This is a genomic window from Kitasatospora sp. NBC_01302, assembly GCF_035976515.1.
In the GTDB taxonomy this organism is placed as follows: Bacteria; Actinomycetota; Actinomycetes; order Streptomycetales; family Streptomycetaceae; genus Kitasatospora.
This window is the reverse complement of sequence record NZ_CP108404.1, coordinates 9,011,473-9,027,557: the sequence shown is the minus strand read 5'-3', so window position 1 is coordinate 9,027,557 and position 16,085 is coordinate 9,011,473. Positions and strand designations below refer to the sequence as shown.

General features: G+C 71.6%; 15 protein-coding genes and 1 tRNA gene. 7 read left to right on the top strand and 9 right to left on the bottom strand.

Annotated features, from left to right (window positions below; all coding sequences use genetic code 11):
• Positions 1-330 precede the first annotated feature (330 nt).
• The 4 genes from OG294_RS39215 to OG294_RS39200 all read right to left on the bottom strand — a co-directional run bounded on the left by OG294_RS39215 (position 331) and on the right by OG294_RS39200 (position 5,800).
• Positions 331-657 (bottom strand): nucleoside triphosphate pyrophosphohydrolase, encoded by a 327-nt coding sequence (locus OG294_RS39215; RefSeq protein ID WP_327071351.1) that lies wholly within the window; start codon positions 655-657, stop codon positions 331-333.
• 405 nt (positions 658-1,062) lie between these two features.
• Positions 1,063-2,397 (bottom strand): HEAT repeat domain-containing protein, encoded by a 1,335-nt coding sequence (locus OG294_RS39210; protein WP_327071350.1) that lies wholly within the window; start codon positions 2,395-2,397, stop codon positions 1,063-1,065.
• A gap of 642 nt (positions 2,398-3,039) precedes the next feature.
• The gene (locus OG294_RS39205; RefSeq protein ID WP_327071349.1) at positions 3,040-3,729 is read right to left on the bottom strand and encodes a C39 family peptidase; all 690 of its coding nucleotides are present in this window, start codon (positions 3,727-3,729) and stop codon (positions 3,040-3,042) included.
• A gap of 598 nt (positions 3,730-4,327) precedes the next feature.
• The gene (locus OG294_RS39200; protein WP_327071348.1) at positions 4,328-5,800 is read right to left on the bottom strand and encodes an FAD-dependent monooxygenase; all 1,473 of its coding nucleotides are present in this window, start codon (positions 5,798-5,800) and stop codon (positions 4,328-4,330) included.
• A gap of 119 nt (positions 5,801-5,919) precedes the next feature.
• On the opposite strand from OG294_RS39200, the gene OG294_RS39195 reads away from it, so the two are divergent.
• The gene (locus OG294_RS39195) at positions 5,920-6,555 is read left to right on the top strand and encodes a TetR/AcrR family transcriptional regulator C-terminal domain-containing protein (RefSeq protein WP_327071347.1); all 636 of its coding nucleotides are present in this window, start codon (positions 5,920-5,922) and stop codon (positions 6,553-6,555) included.
• 238 nt (positions 6,556-6,793) lie between these two features.
• On the top strand, positions 6,794-7,405 hold the full coding sequence (locus OG294_RS39190; protein ID WP_327071346.1) for a hypothetical protein: 612 nt from the start codon (positions 6,794-6,796) through the stop codon (positions 7,403-7,405).
• Between the two features lie 267 nt (positions 7,406-7,672).
• Here the strand turns inward: OG294_RS39190 and OG294_RS39185 are convergent, their stop codons facing one another.
• Complete coding sequence (locus OG294_RS39185) at positions 7,673-7,975, bottom strand: ArsR/SmtB family transcription factor (RefSeq protein ID WP_327071345.1); 303 nt, start codon at positions 7,973-7,975, stop codon at positions 7,673-7,675.
• A gap of 133 nt (positions 7,976-8,108) precedes the next feature.
• Here OG294_RS39185 and OG294_RS39180 point away from each other — a divergent pair, with 133 nt between their 5' ends.
• Positions 8,109-8,483, top strand: coding sequence for a VOC family protein (locus OG294_RS39180; RefSeq protein WP_327071344.1), 375 nt, complete (start codon positions 8,109-8,111; stop codon positions 8,481-8,483).
• A 574-nt stretch (positions 8,484-9,057) separates the two neighbouring features.
• Here the strand turns inward: OG294_RS39180 and OG294_RS39175 are convergent.
• Positions 9,058-9,146: transfer RNA gene (locus OG294_RS39175), tRNA-Gln, on the bottom strand.
• Between the two features lie 384 nt (positions 9,147-9,530).
• Here OG294_RS39175 and OG294_RS39170 point away from each other — a divergent pair.
• Positions 9,531-10,400, top strand: coding sequence for a hypothetical protein (locus OG294_RS39170; protein WP_327071343.1), 870 nt, complete (start codon positions 9,531-9,533; stop codon positions 10,398-10,400).
• A gap of 199 nt (positions 10,401-10,599) precedes the next feature.
• Here the strand turns inward: OG294_RS39170 and OG294_RS39165 are convergent, their stop codons facing one another.
• The 3 genes from OG294_RS39165 to OG294_RS39155 are packed head-to-tail and all read right to left on the bottom strand — an operon-like array spanning position 10,600 to position 11,607.
• Positions 10,600-10,926 (bottom strand): DUF1048 domain-containing protein, encoded by a 327-nt coding sequence (locus OG294_RS39165; protein WP_327071342.1) that lies wholly within the window; start codon positions 10,924-10,926, stop codon positions 10,600-10,602.
• A 1-nt stretch (position 10,927) separates the two neighbouring features.
• Positions 10,928-11,284, bottom strand: coding sequence for a DUF1048 domain-containing protein (locus OG294_RS39160; protein WP_327071341.1), 357 nt, complete (start codon positions 11,282-11,284; stop codon positions 10,928-10,930).
• Positions 11,281-11,607, bottom strand: a complete 327-nt coding sequence (locus tag OG294_RS39155; RefSeq protein ID WP_327071340.1) for a PadR family transcriptional regulator — start codon at positions 11,605-11,607, stop codon at positions 11,281-11,283. The genes OG294_RS39160 and OG294_RS39155 overlap by 4 nt, the downstream gene beginning before the upstream one ends.
• A 106-nt stretch (positions 11,608-11,713) precedes the next feature.
• Here OG294_RS39155 and OG294_RS39150 point away from each other — a divergent pair, with 106 nt between their 5' ends.
• The 3 genes from OG294_RS39150 to OG294_RS39140 all read left to right on the top strand — a co-directional run bounded on the left by OG294_RS39150 (position 11,714) and on the right by OG294_RS39140 (position 15,543).
• Entirely contained in the window at positions 11,714-11,947 is a 234-nt protein-coding gene (locus OG294_RS39150) for a hypothetical protein (RefSeq protein ID WP_327071339.1), read from the top strand.
• 258 nt (positions 11,948-12,205) lie between these two features.
• The gene (locus tag OG294_RS39145) at positions 12,206-12,505 is read left to right on the top strand and encodes a trypco2 family protein (protein WP_327071338.1); all 300 of its coding nucleotides are present in this window, start codon (positions 12,206-12,208) and stop codon (positions 12,503-12,505) included.
• Positions 12,502-15,543 (top strand): tetratricopeptide repeat protein, encoded by a 3,042-nt coding sequence (locus OG294_RS39140; RefSeq protein ID WP_327071337.1) that lies wholly within the window; start codon positions 12,502-12,504, stop codon positions 15,541-15,543. Before OG294_RS39145 ends, OG294_RS39140 begins: the two co-directional genes overlap by 4 nt.
• Positions 15,544-16,085: the final 542 nt, after the last annotated feature.

The following is a 16,085-nucleotide window of genomic DNA, read 5'->3' as shown; positions in this document are numbered from 1 at the left end:
CCGGAGCCGCCACGGACAGCGGCTGGAGCGTCCTCCGACACGACGGTTAGCGGCCCAGTCGGCCGAAGGGCACCATCCGACGCGGCACCTCCCCGGGCGAGATCACCGCCCTTCCTCGGCAGACCGGGCAACAGCCGGAGCCGAGGGCGCCCCGGCGCTGCCCCCGCCCGGGCCTGCCGTGCCGTCCCGACCCAAGCCGACGGCGCAAGACCCACCGGCCAACGTCCCCAGCCGCCTGTGGCCCGGTACACGAAGCCGCTCACCGACGAACGGACCCAGCTGCGACCGCAGTTGAGCACGAAGCGCCGCACCGCCTTCCCGTAGAGGCGGTCAGCGGTTGCCGGTCCAGACGACCCGGCCCGCGAAGCCGCCGCGCTCATCCGCCTTGGCCCTGCGGATCTCTTCCACCTGGTCCATGCCGATCCCCAGATCCGCGGCGAGCGCGTACACCACCTCCAGCACGTCCGCGAGTTCCTCCGGCGCCCTCGCGTCGTCGGCCTCCAGGAACTCGGCGACCTCCTCTCCGAGCTTGTCCCGCAGGCGACTTCGGTACTCCTGTGGGCCGGCGATATAGGTGACAGGCGTCGCCCCGCCCTCCCGGATGATCTGCGGAATCCGGTCCCGCACCAACTTGCCGTACTCGCCCCTGCGGTTCACCGGTTGTTCTCCCCCACCCATCACTGCGGGGCAGGCCCCGACAGCCGCCCCTTCATGCCGAGGCAGCCTAGGCAACTCGCCTCAGCAGCCGCCATACGAACCGCCATTCCCATCCCTTCGGGTCCAGGACGGCCCAGCATCAGCGCCGACCACGCGGAAGCAGACGGTGGCCCCTGCCGACAGGGGCCGTCCGCTGCGGTGCCGGGTCCAGGGCGGCGAAGCCAAGCGCAATACCCCAGGCGGCCAGGGCTCATCGCGCTCGGCGATCGCCCGGTCCGCACCCGCCCGGTCCGCACGACGCAGTCACTTCAGTCGTAGGCGACAGGCGCATTGCGGGCCCTGACCCCGTGGCCGCGCTTCCGACCGACCGGGCCGGCCGGACAACTCCCCGGCAGTACGAAACGCTCAGGACCGCTCGGGACGGTTCCGCGATCTCCACTGCCAGAGCCCAGAGGCCCGGTGATCGATGTCGAAAGCGGGGCCGAGCGGGCCCACCCGCTCGTACGCCTCTTCAGTCCGCGGATCGTCCAGCTGGGCAAGACCGTAGGCGCCCTCCAGGCGCAGCAGTTGATTCTCCTCGTCCAGCAGTGCCCGGAACGCGTCAGTGACGGCTGGCGTGCGGTCTCGGAAGCGCGACAGGGCGACCGCGGCGCTGGAGCGAGCGCCTTCGTCCGGGTCACGGATCAGGGTGAGCAGCGCGTTCCTGATGTCGGGGGTGAGGCCGGGTCCTGCTCCGAGTGCGTTGCCCACGGCGCGGCGTACCGCAGGGTCGGGGTCATGCGCGAGGGCGAGCAGTGCGGTGGTGGCTTCGGGGGTGGGAGGGGTGCCGCGTGCGTAGAGGAAGTAGGGCACTTCGCGGCGCACCCGGGGGTCGGTGTGGTTCGTGTAGCGGAGTCCGAGGGCCTCCTTGTCAGGGTGGTCACCGCCGGGGTGGGCGTCGAGGACCTTGGCGAGGACCTTGCCGTCCCCCTCCTCCGCGGCCCAGGCGGTCAGGAGACGGTTCCGTTCCTTCGCGTACCAGTCCTGGTCGGTGGGCTCGATGCCGACTCCGATACCGAGGGAGCAGGCCACGAAAGCGCGGTGGGCGGGCGAGGGGTGGTGGCGCATGGCCTCCACAGCCGACCATGTGTCCTTGTCGCGGCGCTGGCTGAGGGTGAAGCAGGCCGCGAACCAGTCCACGTGCCAGTTCGCGTCTTCCTCCTCGGGGTGACGAAGCGCGCGGGCCGCCAGCTCCCCGACCGGTGTCGGGATGTGGAATGCCTCCTCCAGCCAGGTGAGGACGGCGCCGTGCCCAGCCCTGACGGTGAGCCCGCCGACGGAGATCTGCTCGACACGGTTGTACTCGCAGTCGGGAATCACGAGCACCTCGGCGGGACCGGGCGCTCCCGTCCTTCGGCGCAATTCCTCGGCCGCACCCCTCTCGTACCAGTTCCTGGCCAGGGCCAGCAGCCGCTTCTGTGCTGTTTGCGGCAGGCGCAGCTGCGGCTCGTTGCCCAGGAGCGCCGTGACCACCGCCGGAGAGCCGAGTTCGACGGCCCTCAGCAGCGGCGTCGTCCCGTCCGGCAGCAGCCGGTTCTGATGCGCGCCGCCGTCAACCAGCGCCTCGGCGACCGGTCCGTCGTACGCCGCCACGGCCGTACACAGCACCGGGAGCCCGTCCGCGCCGAACGCATCGAGGTCCGCACCCGCTTCCAGTACCATCCGCACCGCGTCGGCGTCGCGCGTGCGTACCGCTGCCACGAGCCTGTCGTCCTGGCTCCCCGTACCTCCGCTGTCCCCCAGCGCTCCCATCCGACCCCCTCCTGGCAGGATGACACCCGCCCCTGCCTCACCGACACGTCCGAGCGGCCTGGTGACGCCACCCGTCCCAAGGGCGAGATCCTGGTCCTGTATGTGCTGTGCGCGCAACTGCTTTGCCCTCCCTCGGCCAGCAGCAGTGGGCGATGTGATGGTGTTCCGTCCGCTGCCAGCGTCCACGGTTCCGGCGTTGGCCACCCCGCCTGCGCTGCCCACGGTGCCGTCACCTCCAGGGCCTGCGGCGCCGTAACGACCGACCCCCTGCGATCCATTCGCACCGCCGGCGCCGTTCGTTGCCCCGGTAGGTGTCCGCGCGGTCGGAGCCGGCGCAGAGGCTCACTGTGGTGGATCGGTCGCCGATGCGGGGAACGTCGTTCACCGGTACCACGTGGCGGCCCGCACGGCTGTGCTGGTCGACTATCGCGTACCGCAGGCCTTCGTTCGCCGAGCTCTGCTGCCGATGCGCATGCGACCGCGGAATCCGAACCGCGTCCGGAGCGCTTCCGCCGCCGTTTCCAGGGCCCCCGTCACCCACGGGTCGGGCCCGCTGCCGCCGCGGCAGCGGGCCCGGCCGGGGCGGAGCGGTCAGTCGACGATGACCGCCATGTCGCCGTAGCTGGCGTACCCCGCGTCGAAGGCCGCCTCGCTGATCTGCAGCTGCCCGCGGGCCGGGTCGTTGACCAGATACTGTCCGTTGCTGACCGCGGTCACGACGACGGTGTGCTCGGACGGGCCGGCGTAGGGCACCACCCGACCGTCGTACGCGGTGTACGAGCCCGCCGCGACGTCACGCCAGTTGTAGTCGACCCAGACGATCGCCGGGTGTCCCGCGGCAACCGCGCTGCGCAGTTGGGCGGGGGAGATCCCCTGTCCGGCCGCCGCCGTGGACAGGCCGTAGGACTGCGCGGCCTGGGCGATCGGCGGATAGTACACGCCGAAGCCGGTGCCGGCTGCCTCCGAGCCGCCGGGGTCTCCCACGAAGGCCCGGAACGGGTCCCCGGACAACGGCCCGGAGACTCCCGCCTGGGGATGCGCCAGGTCGACGCCGATGCGCCCGAGCACGTCCTGGTCCGACACCTGCACACCCCGTGCGGCCAGCACCATGCGCAGGGAGGTCGCCTCGCAGTCGTTGCCGAGTTGCTGCCCGAAGACCGGGACAGCGGCGGAAGCGGCGCTCGCGAGGGGCGTGCCGGCCACCATGACAGCGCTGGTCAGGACCGCGGTGACGGCTGCTGCCAGCCTGCCGTGCCCCTTCGCCGCCGGCCGGCCCGGCACGGAGCGCCTCCCGGCGCGCGGTGCGCTCTCGGGGGACGAGGCCGCGGGTGGAACCGGCTGCCGCGGACCGGGATGCAGGCACCGCCCGCCGTTCAGAACGTCCTCGTGGCTCTCCATCGCTCATCTCCTTTCCCATGGCTCCTCATCGTCCGAGGAGCCGGACATCCGCCCCCAGCTGCCACCGGCCTGGACGCAGGCCATCGCCGGCCACGGACATCCCCTCCATCGAACCCCGGCTCCGCCGGCTTCGCCTCGCGGGGACAGCTGCACTGGCGGAGCCGGCCACGCTGGTGTAGGCAACGGGAAGTGCCAGCACAACTGGCTCTGGTACTCGGACCTGTCCTACGACGTCGAGCGCTGTCACCTCGCGCTCGACCCTCGGTTCCCCGCCCATGCCGCAGGGCACCAACTGGACAGTCCCGCAGCTCGACGATGCAGAACTGCTCGCGCTGGAAACCGTGCTCTTCGGTGACGCCGCCGGCTGAACCGACCCGCTGGTCCGGAATACCGGGGGAATGCCCGTCCACCCACTGCGTCCCGCTGGTCTGGGCGGTCAGGACAGCGGCGGTCAGGACAGCGGCGTTCAGGACAGCGGCGTTCAACGGCACAGGGTGCGCAGGGTGGTGAGGCAGTCCGCGGCACGGCGCTGCGGGTCGGTGTCGGTGCTGGCCCAGGCGATCCGGGCGTCCGGCCGTATGAGGACGGCCGTGACGTCCCGCCAGATCGGATGCGCCGCTTCGGTGTTGACTGTTGCTGCCCACTGCTCCAGGGCATCGGTGGGGCACGGTGTCCGGTTCCCGCCGAGGTCCAGCAGCAGTGGTCGGCCGTGGTGCAGCAGCGGGTGGGCGGTGGGCACGCCGGCCGTGTCCAGGGCGAGGCCGGCCAGTCGGGTGCCGTTCAGCGGGTGCGCGCCGGGTACGGTGCCGGCGGGCAGCGGATCGTCGAACCCGGCGATCCGGCGGGCCCACTGGCGGTTGGTCTGCGGTTCGGCCAGCGCGGCGGACCAGACCTCGCGCAGCGCGATCTGCTCCGGGCTCGCCGCGGCGAACAGGGCGAGTTGCGCGCGGGTGTTGTCGATGACGGCGCGGGCGGCCGGCCGGCGCTCCGTGTCGTAGCTGTCGAGCAGTCCGTCGGGCGCCCGGCCCTGGAGGGTGGCGGCCAGCTTCCAGCCCAGGTTGGTGGCGTCCTGGATGCCGAGGTTCATGCCCTGCCCACCGGCCGGGAAGAACATGTGCGCGGCGTCCCCGGCCACCAGCACCCGTCCGGCCCGGTACCGTGCGGCCTGGCGGGTGGCATTGCCGTAACGCGACAGCCAGCGGGGGTTGCGGATGCCCAGGTCCCGTCCCAGCAGCGCGCGGGTCTGCTCGCGCACCTCCTCCAGGGTCAACGGTTCGCCGGCGCCACGGTGCATGGTGGCCGTGGACAGGCCCGCCAGCCGGTGGACGCCGTCGCCGATCGGGGCCACCAGGAACGACCCGGCCGGCCCGGTGGCGCCGAGCGGCGCGGTGGGCGGATCGTCGAGTTCGACGTCGGCGAGCCACCCGGTCAGCGTGGTGTCCTGACCGGGGAAGTCGATGCCGGCCGCCTGGCGCACCGCGCTGCGGGTGCCGTCGCAGCCCACCACCCAGCGGGCCCGCACGGTCCGGTGGGTGCCACCGGACCGGATCACCGCCTCGACGGCGTCCGGCCCCTGGGTGAGCGAGACGACCTCCTCCCCGCGCAGTACCCGGGCGCCCACGGCAACCGCGTGCTCCTCCAGCAGCTGTTCGGTGACGGACTGACCGAGCGCCAGCATGAACGGGTGCACCGCCCCGACCGTGGAGAAGTCCAGCCGGGTGGTCGCCGCCCCGAAGTGGCCGGTCGCCACCGGGGTGCCCCGTTCGATGAACCGCTGCGCGAGTCCGCGGGTGGCGAAGGTGTCCAGCGTGCCGGCCTGCATGCCGACCGCGCGCGAGCGTCCGTCCGGTTCCGGCCGGCGTTCCACGACAGTCACCTCCACTCCGTGCAGGCGCAGCTCCGCGGCGAGCCAGAGCCCCACCGGGCCGGCCCCGGCGATGAGCACGTCGAGCATGACAACCACTTCCTCTCACTCTTGTCCGTTGGACAAGAGTGAGCATGCCCTAGAATTGTCCATTGGACAACAGTGGTTGGACGGCAGAGGCGCGAAAGCCGACCGGAGAGGTGCATCGGATGGGTACGACACGGGGCGAGATCGTCGCCGCCACACTGGCGGTCCTCGACGAGCACGGGCTGGACGGGGTGACCATGCGCGCCGTCGCGGCCCGGCTCGGGGTGCAGCACAACACCGTCCGCTGGCACGCCTCCAGCAAAGGCCGCCTGCTCGAACTGGCCTCTGACGAACTCCTCGCGCACTGTCTCGACGAGCCGCTGCCCGAGGCGTTCCCCGAGCGGCTCAAGGAACTGGGTCGCCGCTGTCGCACGGCGCTGCTCTCCCACCGCGACGCCGCCAGAATGGTCGCGGGCGTATTCGCCGCCGAGCCGCGCACGCTGCGCTACGCCGACACCGTGATCGCCACCCTGCTGGCAGCCGGCCACTCGCCGCGCACGGCCGCGTGGACCCACTGGTCGATCTTCTACCTGACCCTGGGCCTCACCCAGGAACAGCAGGCCGCCCAGGAGACCGCACCGGCCCTCCCCCCGGGCCAGGTCCCGGCCGACACCTACCCGGCCCTGGCCGCGACCCTGTCCTACGTCGGCCCCGACAACTTCGACCAACGCTTCGAATTCGCCCTCGACCTGATGATCGCCGGCCTTCCCCGGGTGGAGGGGCCGGCTCGGTGCGCACCGGCGGCCGACCAGCCTTGACGCCCTGCGGCAACAGGGGTTCCAGTACCGCCCGTTGCAACGCCGAGGATTACCGTCACGGACAATGCGGGTGCCGAAGGCCGGCGCAGACCAGTAGCCTCTCGATGTGTCCGCATCCGACGAATCCGCGCTCCCGAACCCGATGGAGCCGCGCGGGAACTCCACCGCCCATCTGCACCTGCCGACACGGTCGGCGCGGTGGCGAACACGGTCGCGCGCCTGTGCCATGGGCGACCTGGTGGCCGCCGTGGCCGGTGCCGCACTGCTCGTCCTCTCCCTCGTCGACAGCCTTGCCTCGTGGCCCTCGAACCGGGTGCTCGTCGTCCATGACGACCTGTCACGTATCGCGGGAGCCGTCCTCGTACCGTGCTGGATCTGGCTGCTGGTCTCCCTCTTCCTGGTCGTACGCCCCCGCGCAGCACGCCGCGACACGCAGGAGGAGGCCGCTCGCCGTGCCGCCGAGATGAGGATCTGGCGAGCGATGTTCCCCGACCGACGGCTGCGGCTCGGGCTCGGCGTCATCGGCATCCTGTGCCTGGGCGTGGTGATCGGTGGATTCGTCGTAGGTGGAGCGAAGGGCAGCAGCCGGATCCTGCCGGGCCCGAGCTACCAGATCTCGACGGCAGACCTCAACGATGACGCGTGGACACCGGTTGCGCCGCAGCAGTACACCCTCTGGCAGGCCCGGTTCATCCGGGAGGACGGCCTCTTCACCGTCTTCGGACTCGCCCTGGCGGGCGGCAGTCTCGGGCTGCTCCAACTGCACCACACGACACGGAGGCAGACCACGTCATCGCGGATGACGGGGGGACCGGACCCGATCAACCGAGACGGGGACCACGTCCGTTGAGACGGGAGCGCGCCACGACAACGGTCGGACGTGCCGGGGCTGCCGGAGGGTTCGGGTCCGTCCAGCGAGGTCAGAAGGTGCAGCGAGGCCGGAAGGTGCAGCGAGATCGAACCGGTGGCTGAAGCTCCGTCAGCAGCGAGCCGGCTCAAACCTGGTGGATCCGGGCCAGTGTGCAGCGCGTGACGCGGCCGTCTCCGGACGGGCGGGTCGACTCAGGGTCCGGTACGCACCGACCGACCCGCATGGACCGGCCACCGCATGCCGACCTCAGCCGGGAGCCGCCCCGGGTCCGGCCGGCTCCGCCAGCACCACCGCCAGCAGGCCCGGGTGCCGTGCCTCGACGGCCGCCCGGCGCAGCGTCATCACCCGGTGCTTGCCCTCCTGCCGGGTCTCGGTGAGCCCGGCCTCGCGCAAGATCCGCCAGTGGTTGGTGAGCGTGGAGCGCGGTACGTCGAGTCCGTCCGGGCTGCAGGTGCTCTCCCCCTGCGCGGCCAGTACCCGGACCAGCCACAGCCGCACCGGATCGCCCAGCGCGTGCAGCACCACGGCGAGTTCGGGCTCCCCGGACATCGTGTTCCCCTCCCCTGTGCACCGTGCGCCCCCGGGTCGGCCCGGGGATCCCCTAGTATGCCTTTCGCTTCGTCAATTCGGTAAAGTCGAAACGATCACACCGATCAATCCAACCGATCCGGGGGGACCCGCCATGCCCGCACTCGCCAGCTACGCCCGCATCTACGTCGACGACCTGGACCGCGCCCTGCCGACCTTCCTCGACCTTACCGGCGAGCAACCCGCCCTCCGGTTCGCCTACCGCGACCTCGAACTGGCCCGGATCGGCGGCTACCTGCTCATCGCCGGCACCGCCGAGGCCCTGGCCCCGTACCGCGCCACCCAGGCCACCACCGTGGTGACCTCGCTGGACGAGATCCTGGCACTGACCGGGCGCCACGGCGGCGAGGTGCTCGACGGCCCGAACCAGGTCCCCACCGGCCGCAACCTGACCGTCCGCCACCCGGGCGGCGCGATCATCGAGTACGTGGAGTTCGACACCGCCACCCGGGCCCGGACGGCGGAGTAGGTCTTCTCTGTTCAGATCTTGTCGGACCGGCGCGCGGCGGTGGGCGCCTGCCCGGGCGGGCCGGCGAAGCGCCCTTGTACCCGGTCGTACGTGGGCGCTTCGCCGGTCTGTCCAGCCGGGATGCCCTGCGTCGCGCGCTCGGCGAGACAGCCTTACCGAGCGCACGGGCCGCTGGGTTGGTAGGTGACGGCTCGTCATAGTCGAGCAGCCGCCTGCTGCACTGCTCCTGCTGACGGGGGATCGGGCAGGAGCAGCCTGGCAGTGCGACCACCCAATACCTCTGGTGAGGACGCCCCTCGTCCGCCCGGCCTTGCACCAGGATGCATGATGCAGTCACCGCCGCACACGGGTTCCTGCCGCCGATGCGGTGCAGCGGCTGCTTCTCGGCTGCGTCAACGTCGTTCGCCCCCGGCTTAGCCTGCGGGCGCCGCGCCTTGACATGGTCGTCGCACCGTCGAAGTACGGCACCTGTCAGGAGCAACGGCTCCATCCGGGCTTCCGCCTCCGGCACCGGGCGAGACGGTGCGTGAAGCGCTCCAGGGCATGCCCTGGAGCGCTTCGGTGGACCACGAGGCGGAGAAGGCAGGATTCGAACCTGCGTGGGCTTGCGCCCGACCGGGACCAGAGCCCCGGCCCCCGATCAACCACTCCGGGCACCTCTCCCCCAGGACCCGGCCCGCCCGTTCGCTGCGGCCCGTCCCTGTGCCATTAACTATCGCCCGCCGCGCTGACCCGCCACTGACCCCCGCCTGACGGCGGCATCCGCACCGTAACGACCACGGTGCCGGACCCGGCCATGAGCGTGAGGCCGGCGACGTACGGGGCGGTAGTCGACCCGGGACGCCTTCGTGATGAGATCATTCCGGCCCCGACCACCAGCCCCCCGGCCGGCCGAACCGGTGCCCGGCCCGCGGGCGGTCGACGCTGCCGCACAGGAAAGCACCACCGAACCGCCGCCGGGTGCTCCGACCGTCGCGGCGGACAGCACCCGCGTTTGCGAGTGCGCACGGCCGGCCCTCGACACACACCACCAGAAAGGCATCCGACGTGACCAACGAGTCCGACAACGCCACCGGCCAGGAACCGGCCCGCGCCGGCAAGCCGCGGAGTGGCGGCCCGGTCGGCCCAGCCGTGCCCCGGATGCGGCGGCTCCAACTCGTCGGCGCCGCAACGGCCGTCCTCGTCCTGGCGACCATGTCCGCCTGCTCCGGCCACACCGGGGGGCACCGGAGCGGCCACGCTGCGGCCGGCGCCACGCCGGCCGGCCCGCCGAGCGCCCCCGCGACCCCGAGCACTGCCCTGTCGAGCCCAACTGCTTCCCCAGCGCCGGGCGACACCGCCACCGCGGCGGGCAGCCCCTCCCCCACCGGCGGCGCCGCGACCGGACCGGCCGTACCGAGCACCGCCGCGACGCCGGCCCCCAGCGGCCCGCTGGTCCCCGTCACCGCGCCGGCCCTGCTGGCCGCCGTGGTCCAGGCACTGCCCACCGGATTGACCGCCGATCACTTCGAGGCCGACCCGCCCTCCACCAACGACCCCTACCCCAGCGTGTACGCCCAGGTGCACACACCCGACGGCACGGGCCAGCTCGGGGTCAGCATGTACCCGAGCACCGGCGCCCTCACCTGCCCGGACACGGGCACCTGCCCCACCGACCCGGCCGGCGACCCCGTCCAGGTCCAACACGAACCGGGCAACTGCATCCAGAACACCGTCATCACGGTGCAACGCCACGAAGGGTTCACCCTGGCGGTCCAGATCTCCAGTTGCCTGCTCGCCGGCAACACGCCGGCCGTCCCGGCACTGACCCAGGATCAGGCCACCGCCCTGGCGGGCAACCCAGCCCTCACGACCAAGATGCCCGCCTCCTACGTACAGAGCGCCAACGCACAGTACCCGCACCTCCCTCTGGTCTAGGCCGCGTTCCTCCGATCATGCGACTCTTTTTCGGACGGGTACGACTGGTCGGGGGGATCCGAGCACCGCCCGAGCGGGCGTGTCGGAAGGCGCTGCTGCCCGTCAGCAAGGGGCGGCGTGGCGGCAGGCGGCGGGATCATCGGCAGCTGACCAACGGGGTCCTGCACCCGAGTACCGCCAAAGCCAACCCCACGGGCTGCTACGTCCCGGCCGCGCCGGGCTCCCGCCTCAGGGATTCCTGGTAAACGTCCGCACAGGTGGCAGAGCCCTCGACCAGGCCGTCGCAGAAGGCGGCGACGTCGGTGCCGATCAGTTCCAGGACCCCCTTGCCCTCGGCAACGCCCTCCTCGAAGAAGTCCACGATCCCGGGGAGCAGGGGCCCCTCGGGCAGCGAGACCGGTCCGACCTTGAACAGGTACCTCTGCATCTCCTGGTAGACGATCCGGTAGTCCGGCGGGAGCGCCTTGACCCGGGCCGTGTGCGCCCGCCACTGCTTCTTGCCCTCGACGATGTCCTGGATGCCCACGTCAGCCTCCCAGCCGGCTCAGTTTCCTTGCGACGTTCCTGTTCAACTGCTCGCGCCACCGGTCACGCCAGGTTCGAGCCCCCTCTCCGCCGACCAGCGCCGTGCAAAATCCCCGGATGTCGTCGCCGAGCACCTCGTGGACGCCCTGCCCGTCCGCCGCTGTTTCCTCGAGCAGCCCCAGGGCGGCGTCCAGGATCGGCATCAGGGCACGGCCGGTGAAGCCCGCACGGGGCACGAGGTGGCCCTTGATCTGTTCCCACGCCGCCCGGTGGTCGTCCGGCAGGGCCTCGGCCCGGTCCTCGAACGCCTTCCACTGCCTGGTGAGATCGCTGCCTGTGACGCTCTCCCAGAAGTTCATCTCCCGCCCTCCTTGAGCCTGTCGATGCGTGATGAGACGTACTGCCATTTCGCCCAGAACTTCGCGAGTTCCTCGCGTCCGGCGTCGTTGAGCGCGTAGAACTTGCGCGGCGGACCGACCCCGGACGGCCGCTTCGTCACCTGGACGAGCCCGTTCCGCTCCAGCCGCAGCAAGATGGTGTACACCGTGCCCTCGATGACGCCGGTGAAGCCGAGCTCGTTCAGCTGACGGGTGATGGCGTACCCGTAGGTCTCCTCGCTGCCGATGATTTCGAGCACGCACCCTTCGAGCGTGCCCTTCAGCATCTCCGTCAGGTCGTCCATCGCGAGTCCTCCTCAGCACTCCCAGTACTGCGTGATACCGAGTACTGCTATACGGTACCACCGAGTAGTGGAGAGCGGCAGCCCCCGACAGGCGCGGGACGGGCGGGTGCCCGTCCCCCAGCCCGGCCCGCGCGACCTGCTCGTCCAGGTGGAGGCCCTCGCGGTCAACCCCATGCAGCACCACGTCCTCGCCCGGATCGCGCGCCTCGTGGACGCCGGCATCCTCACCAGCACCGCCACCCAGGACCTCGGTCCGATCAACGTCAGGAACCTTCGCGAGGCCCACCGGATCAGGGAGTCCGGCACGGCGATCGGCAAGACCACCCTCACCGGCTTCTGAGAGTGGCCGCCACCCGACCCGGTGCAGGCGGTTTCTGACGAGCGCGAGGTGATCCGAGTCGGTGTCAGAAGCCTGACGGCCGGGGCTCGGTGCCCGGGCTGTGGACGCCGGCCGGGGCGGGTACGGCGGGAGCCGGGTACGGCGGGAGCGCCGCCCGCGCACCGGTCACCAGGCCCGCGCGGCGCCGGTCACGAGGCGGTCTGGCGACCGCTCCTGCACTGAGGCATCATCAGTTCTGGCAGTGGGGCAAGGGGGCGGATGTTGGAGCTGGCGGAAGTCATTCGGGCACTGCGCGACGAGCTTGAGTACGCGATGGCGGCCGGAGCTGACGAGGCCCTGCGCTTCGAGCTCGGACCGGTGGAGGTCGAGGTGTCCGTGGCGATCGAGGCCGGGGCGTCGGCCGAAGTCAAACCGCGGTTCGTGGTGCTCAGTCTCGGCGCCCACGGCAGCGTGGACCGCACGTCCACCCAGCGCATCAAGCTCACCCTCACCCCCCGCGAAGGCAGGGAGGGCTGGACCCCCATGGTCTCGGGTGAGGCCGGGGAGCAGGAGCGGTGACCGACCGCTCCGGCGGTCTCGATCCGCAGCGCGTCGCCGAGGTCATCATCTCCACCGCCGCCAAGGGCGGGAGCCGCCGCTGCGGATCGGGCTACCTGCTGGCCCGGGACCTGGTGCTGACCGCCGCGCACGTCCTGGACGGCGCGGCCTCGATCAGGGTGCGTCTCAACGCCGATCAGGACGGGCAGTGGACCGCTCGGGCGCAGCCCGCCTGGTCGGATGCGGACCTGGACATCGCCGTCCTGCGCATCCTCGAGGCGTCCGTCGATCCGCCGGGCCCCGTGCCACCGGTGGCTCGTGTCCGCTTCGGCCGCATCCTCCGACCGCCGGTGGAGTGCGAGACCATGGGCTTTCCACGGTTCAAGGTCCGCGACGATGCGGCGCGCCCGGGCGCCGACGGCAGACCGACCCAGTACCGCGACTGCGAGCACGCCACCGGCCATGCCACCAACTGGGCCAACCGGCGGGAGGGAACGCTGGAGATCCAGGTCCGGGAACCGGCACCCGACCCGGACCGCGGACGCTCCCCCTGGGAGGGGATGTCCGGCGCCCCGGTGTTCTGCGGGGACACCTTGGTCGGGGTGATCGGCAAGCACCACCCCAAGGACGGCCCCGGCGCGCTGGCCGCCTACCGGGTCGACCACTGGTACCAACGCCTTGACGCCGACCGGCTCGCCGAACTCGCCGCCCTGATCGGCCTGCCCGGCAAGCCCGGGGGCCTGACCCAGGTCACGGCCCCCGACCACCGGGGCACGGACGGGACTCCCCGCCAGTTGCCCGCCACGACCTCCGCATTCACCGGCCGCGAACGAGAACTCGCTCAACTGCTCGACATCACCGACGATCCCGGTGGTTCGTCGGGAACAGTGGTGATCTGGGCCATCGACGGAATGGCCGGGATCGGCAAGACCACCCTGGCCGTCCACGCCGGGCACCGACTCGCTGAGCGATTCCCTGACGGTCAGCTCTTCGTCGACCTGCACGGCTACACCCGAGGCATGACCCCGCGCGACCCCGCCGACGCGCTCGCCGCTGTGCTGCAGGGCTACGGAGTGCCTCCGGGCCGGATCCCCGCGGACCTCGACGCCCGCGCGGCGCTCTACCGCGGCCGCCTGGCCGGGACCAGGACCCTGATCATCCTGGACAACGCCCGCAGCGAAGCACAGGTGCGCCCGCTGCTGCCCGGCGACAGCGGATGCCTGGTGCTGGTGACCAGCCGAAGACGACTGGGCGCACTGGACGACGCGTCGTCCCTGCCGCTGGACGCACTCCCGATGAGGGATGCCGTGGCGCTCTTCCGCGAGGTGGCCGGGCCCGGCCGGACCCAGGCGGACGATCCCCTGCTCGAAGAGATCGTCGAGTTGTGCGGGGGCCTGCCCCTGGCGTTGCGGATCGCCGCCGCCCTCATCCGCATCCGTCCCACCTGGACCCTGTCGCGCCTCGCGCGCAGACTGCGTGACGCCCGCCCCAGCCTGCAGCGATTCTCCGACGGAGAACGGGACCTCACCTCCATGTTCGACCTGTCCTACCAGAACCTGACCCACGACCAGAAGTCCCTCTTCCGCTGTCTCAGCCTGAGCCCCGGGGCCGAGATCGACGCCTACGCCGCCGCGGCCCTGCTGGACTGCGACCTCACCGACACCGAGGACCTGCTGCAGGACCTGGTCGACCACAATCTGCTGGCCGAACCCGCGGCCGGCCGCTACCGGATGCACGACCTGATCCGCGCCCACGCCCACACCTTGGCGCAGGGCGACCCGGCCGATCAGAGGGGCGCGGCGGTGCAGCGGCTGCTGAACTACTACGGGCACACATCCGTCTCGGCCGACACGAGGACCTTCGAGTACGCCCGGCACGAGCAACACGGCTCGGCCCCTGCCCACGCGCCGGCCCTGCCCTCCCCGCACGAGGCGTACACCTGGCTCCGCGCCGAACGCGCCACCCTGGAGGCCTGCCTCGCACTGGCCACCCGCCAGGGGTGGCTCGAACACGTGGTCACACTGACCGAGGGCCTGGCCGAACTGCTCTACGCCGACGGCCCCTGGTCACGGGCACGGGCCCTGCACGCCGCCGCGGCGGCCGCCGCAGAACACCTGGGCGACCGCGCCGGGCAAGCCGACGCGTTGAACAACCTCGGACGCGTGCTGCACATGACCGGGGAGTACGTGGCCGCCGCCGACGCACATGCCCGCGCCGCCGACCTGTTCCAGCAGGTGTCCGAACGGGCCGGCCAAGCCGATGCTCTGAACGAGCTCGGGCGGGTGCTCAGGAGCACCGGGGACTACCCTGCTGCCGCCGACGCGCACTCGCGTGCGCTGGCGCTGTACCTCGAGTCGAACGACCTGATCGGCCAGGCCGGTTCACTGGGTCATCGCGGCAGGCTGCGACGACTGACCGGGGACACCGCGGGAGCCGTCGAGGACCTGTCCCAGGCGCTGAGCCGCTACGAGCAGTTGGGCCACCGGCTGAGCCAGGCCAAGACCCTCACCGTGCTGGGACAGGTGAGAAGGGCCACCGGGGACGAGGCCGGCGCCGCCGACGCCGACGGCCGCGCATTGACGATCTATCAGGAACTGTCCGAGCAGTCGCGTCCGCCGTCCGGCCACAGTGAGTGGCTGGACCGGGCCGGCGCACTCATCGGGTTGGGGCGGATGCGGATGACGGTCGAGGACTACGCGGGCGCGCTGGACGCGCATGCCCGAGCCCTGGACATCTACCGCGAGGTGAACTCCTACGACAACGAAGCGTGGGCGACGAACCTCTATGCCGCCGTCTTTGCCGCCGCCGGCGACACGGCCCACGCCTTGGCCACGTACCGCGATGCACTGCGCCTCACCCGGGAAGTGCAGCACCGCGACGACGAGGCGATCGCCCTGGAGGGCATCGGTGCCATGCTGCTGCGCTCCACCGAGGGAACCGGGCAAGGCGCCGAGTACCTGAACCAGGCGCTGGCAGCCTACCGAAGCCTCAGCATGCGCCCCGACGTCGAGCGCGTCCAGGCCCGCCTGGACGCGCTCACCACCACCGATCCGTCCTGATCCGGCAGCGGTAGCGGCAGCGGCAGCGGCAGGCAAAGAGAGCGGCTCCGAGCCGGAGCGCTGCCACCCACGGGTGGTCACCGAGGACCTGGCAGCGGGTGGGGGCACCGACTTCGCGCGGCTCCACCCGCTGTTCCAGGTTACGACCTGGCTGACGAAGCCAGCCGGTACCCTGCACGACCCGGACCCCGTCGCCCGAGGGGGGATGCCGCCGCCGTCCGTACCCGCCCGCCGCCACCGAGGGTGGATCCGGTACCCCATGCCGGTGGCTGCCTCGCGGGCGTGCCAGGGCCCATCTGCCCTGAAGTTCCCAGATTGTCGGAAAAGCAAGCCGGTTCGGAATTTTTCTGAGCCACTCGTGGGGCGGCGGTCTCGGGGTCGACGAGCATTGGCACGGCGAGTGGGACATCCACAGCGGCGGTGCCACCTGGGAGACGGCCGGCGTCGTCGCCAGCAGCGATGTCCTGCTGTGGGACGGCGAGCTCTGCCACACCGGTGCCCCCAGCGACACCACCTGGGTCTTCTGACACAAGGGAGCGCAA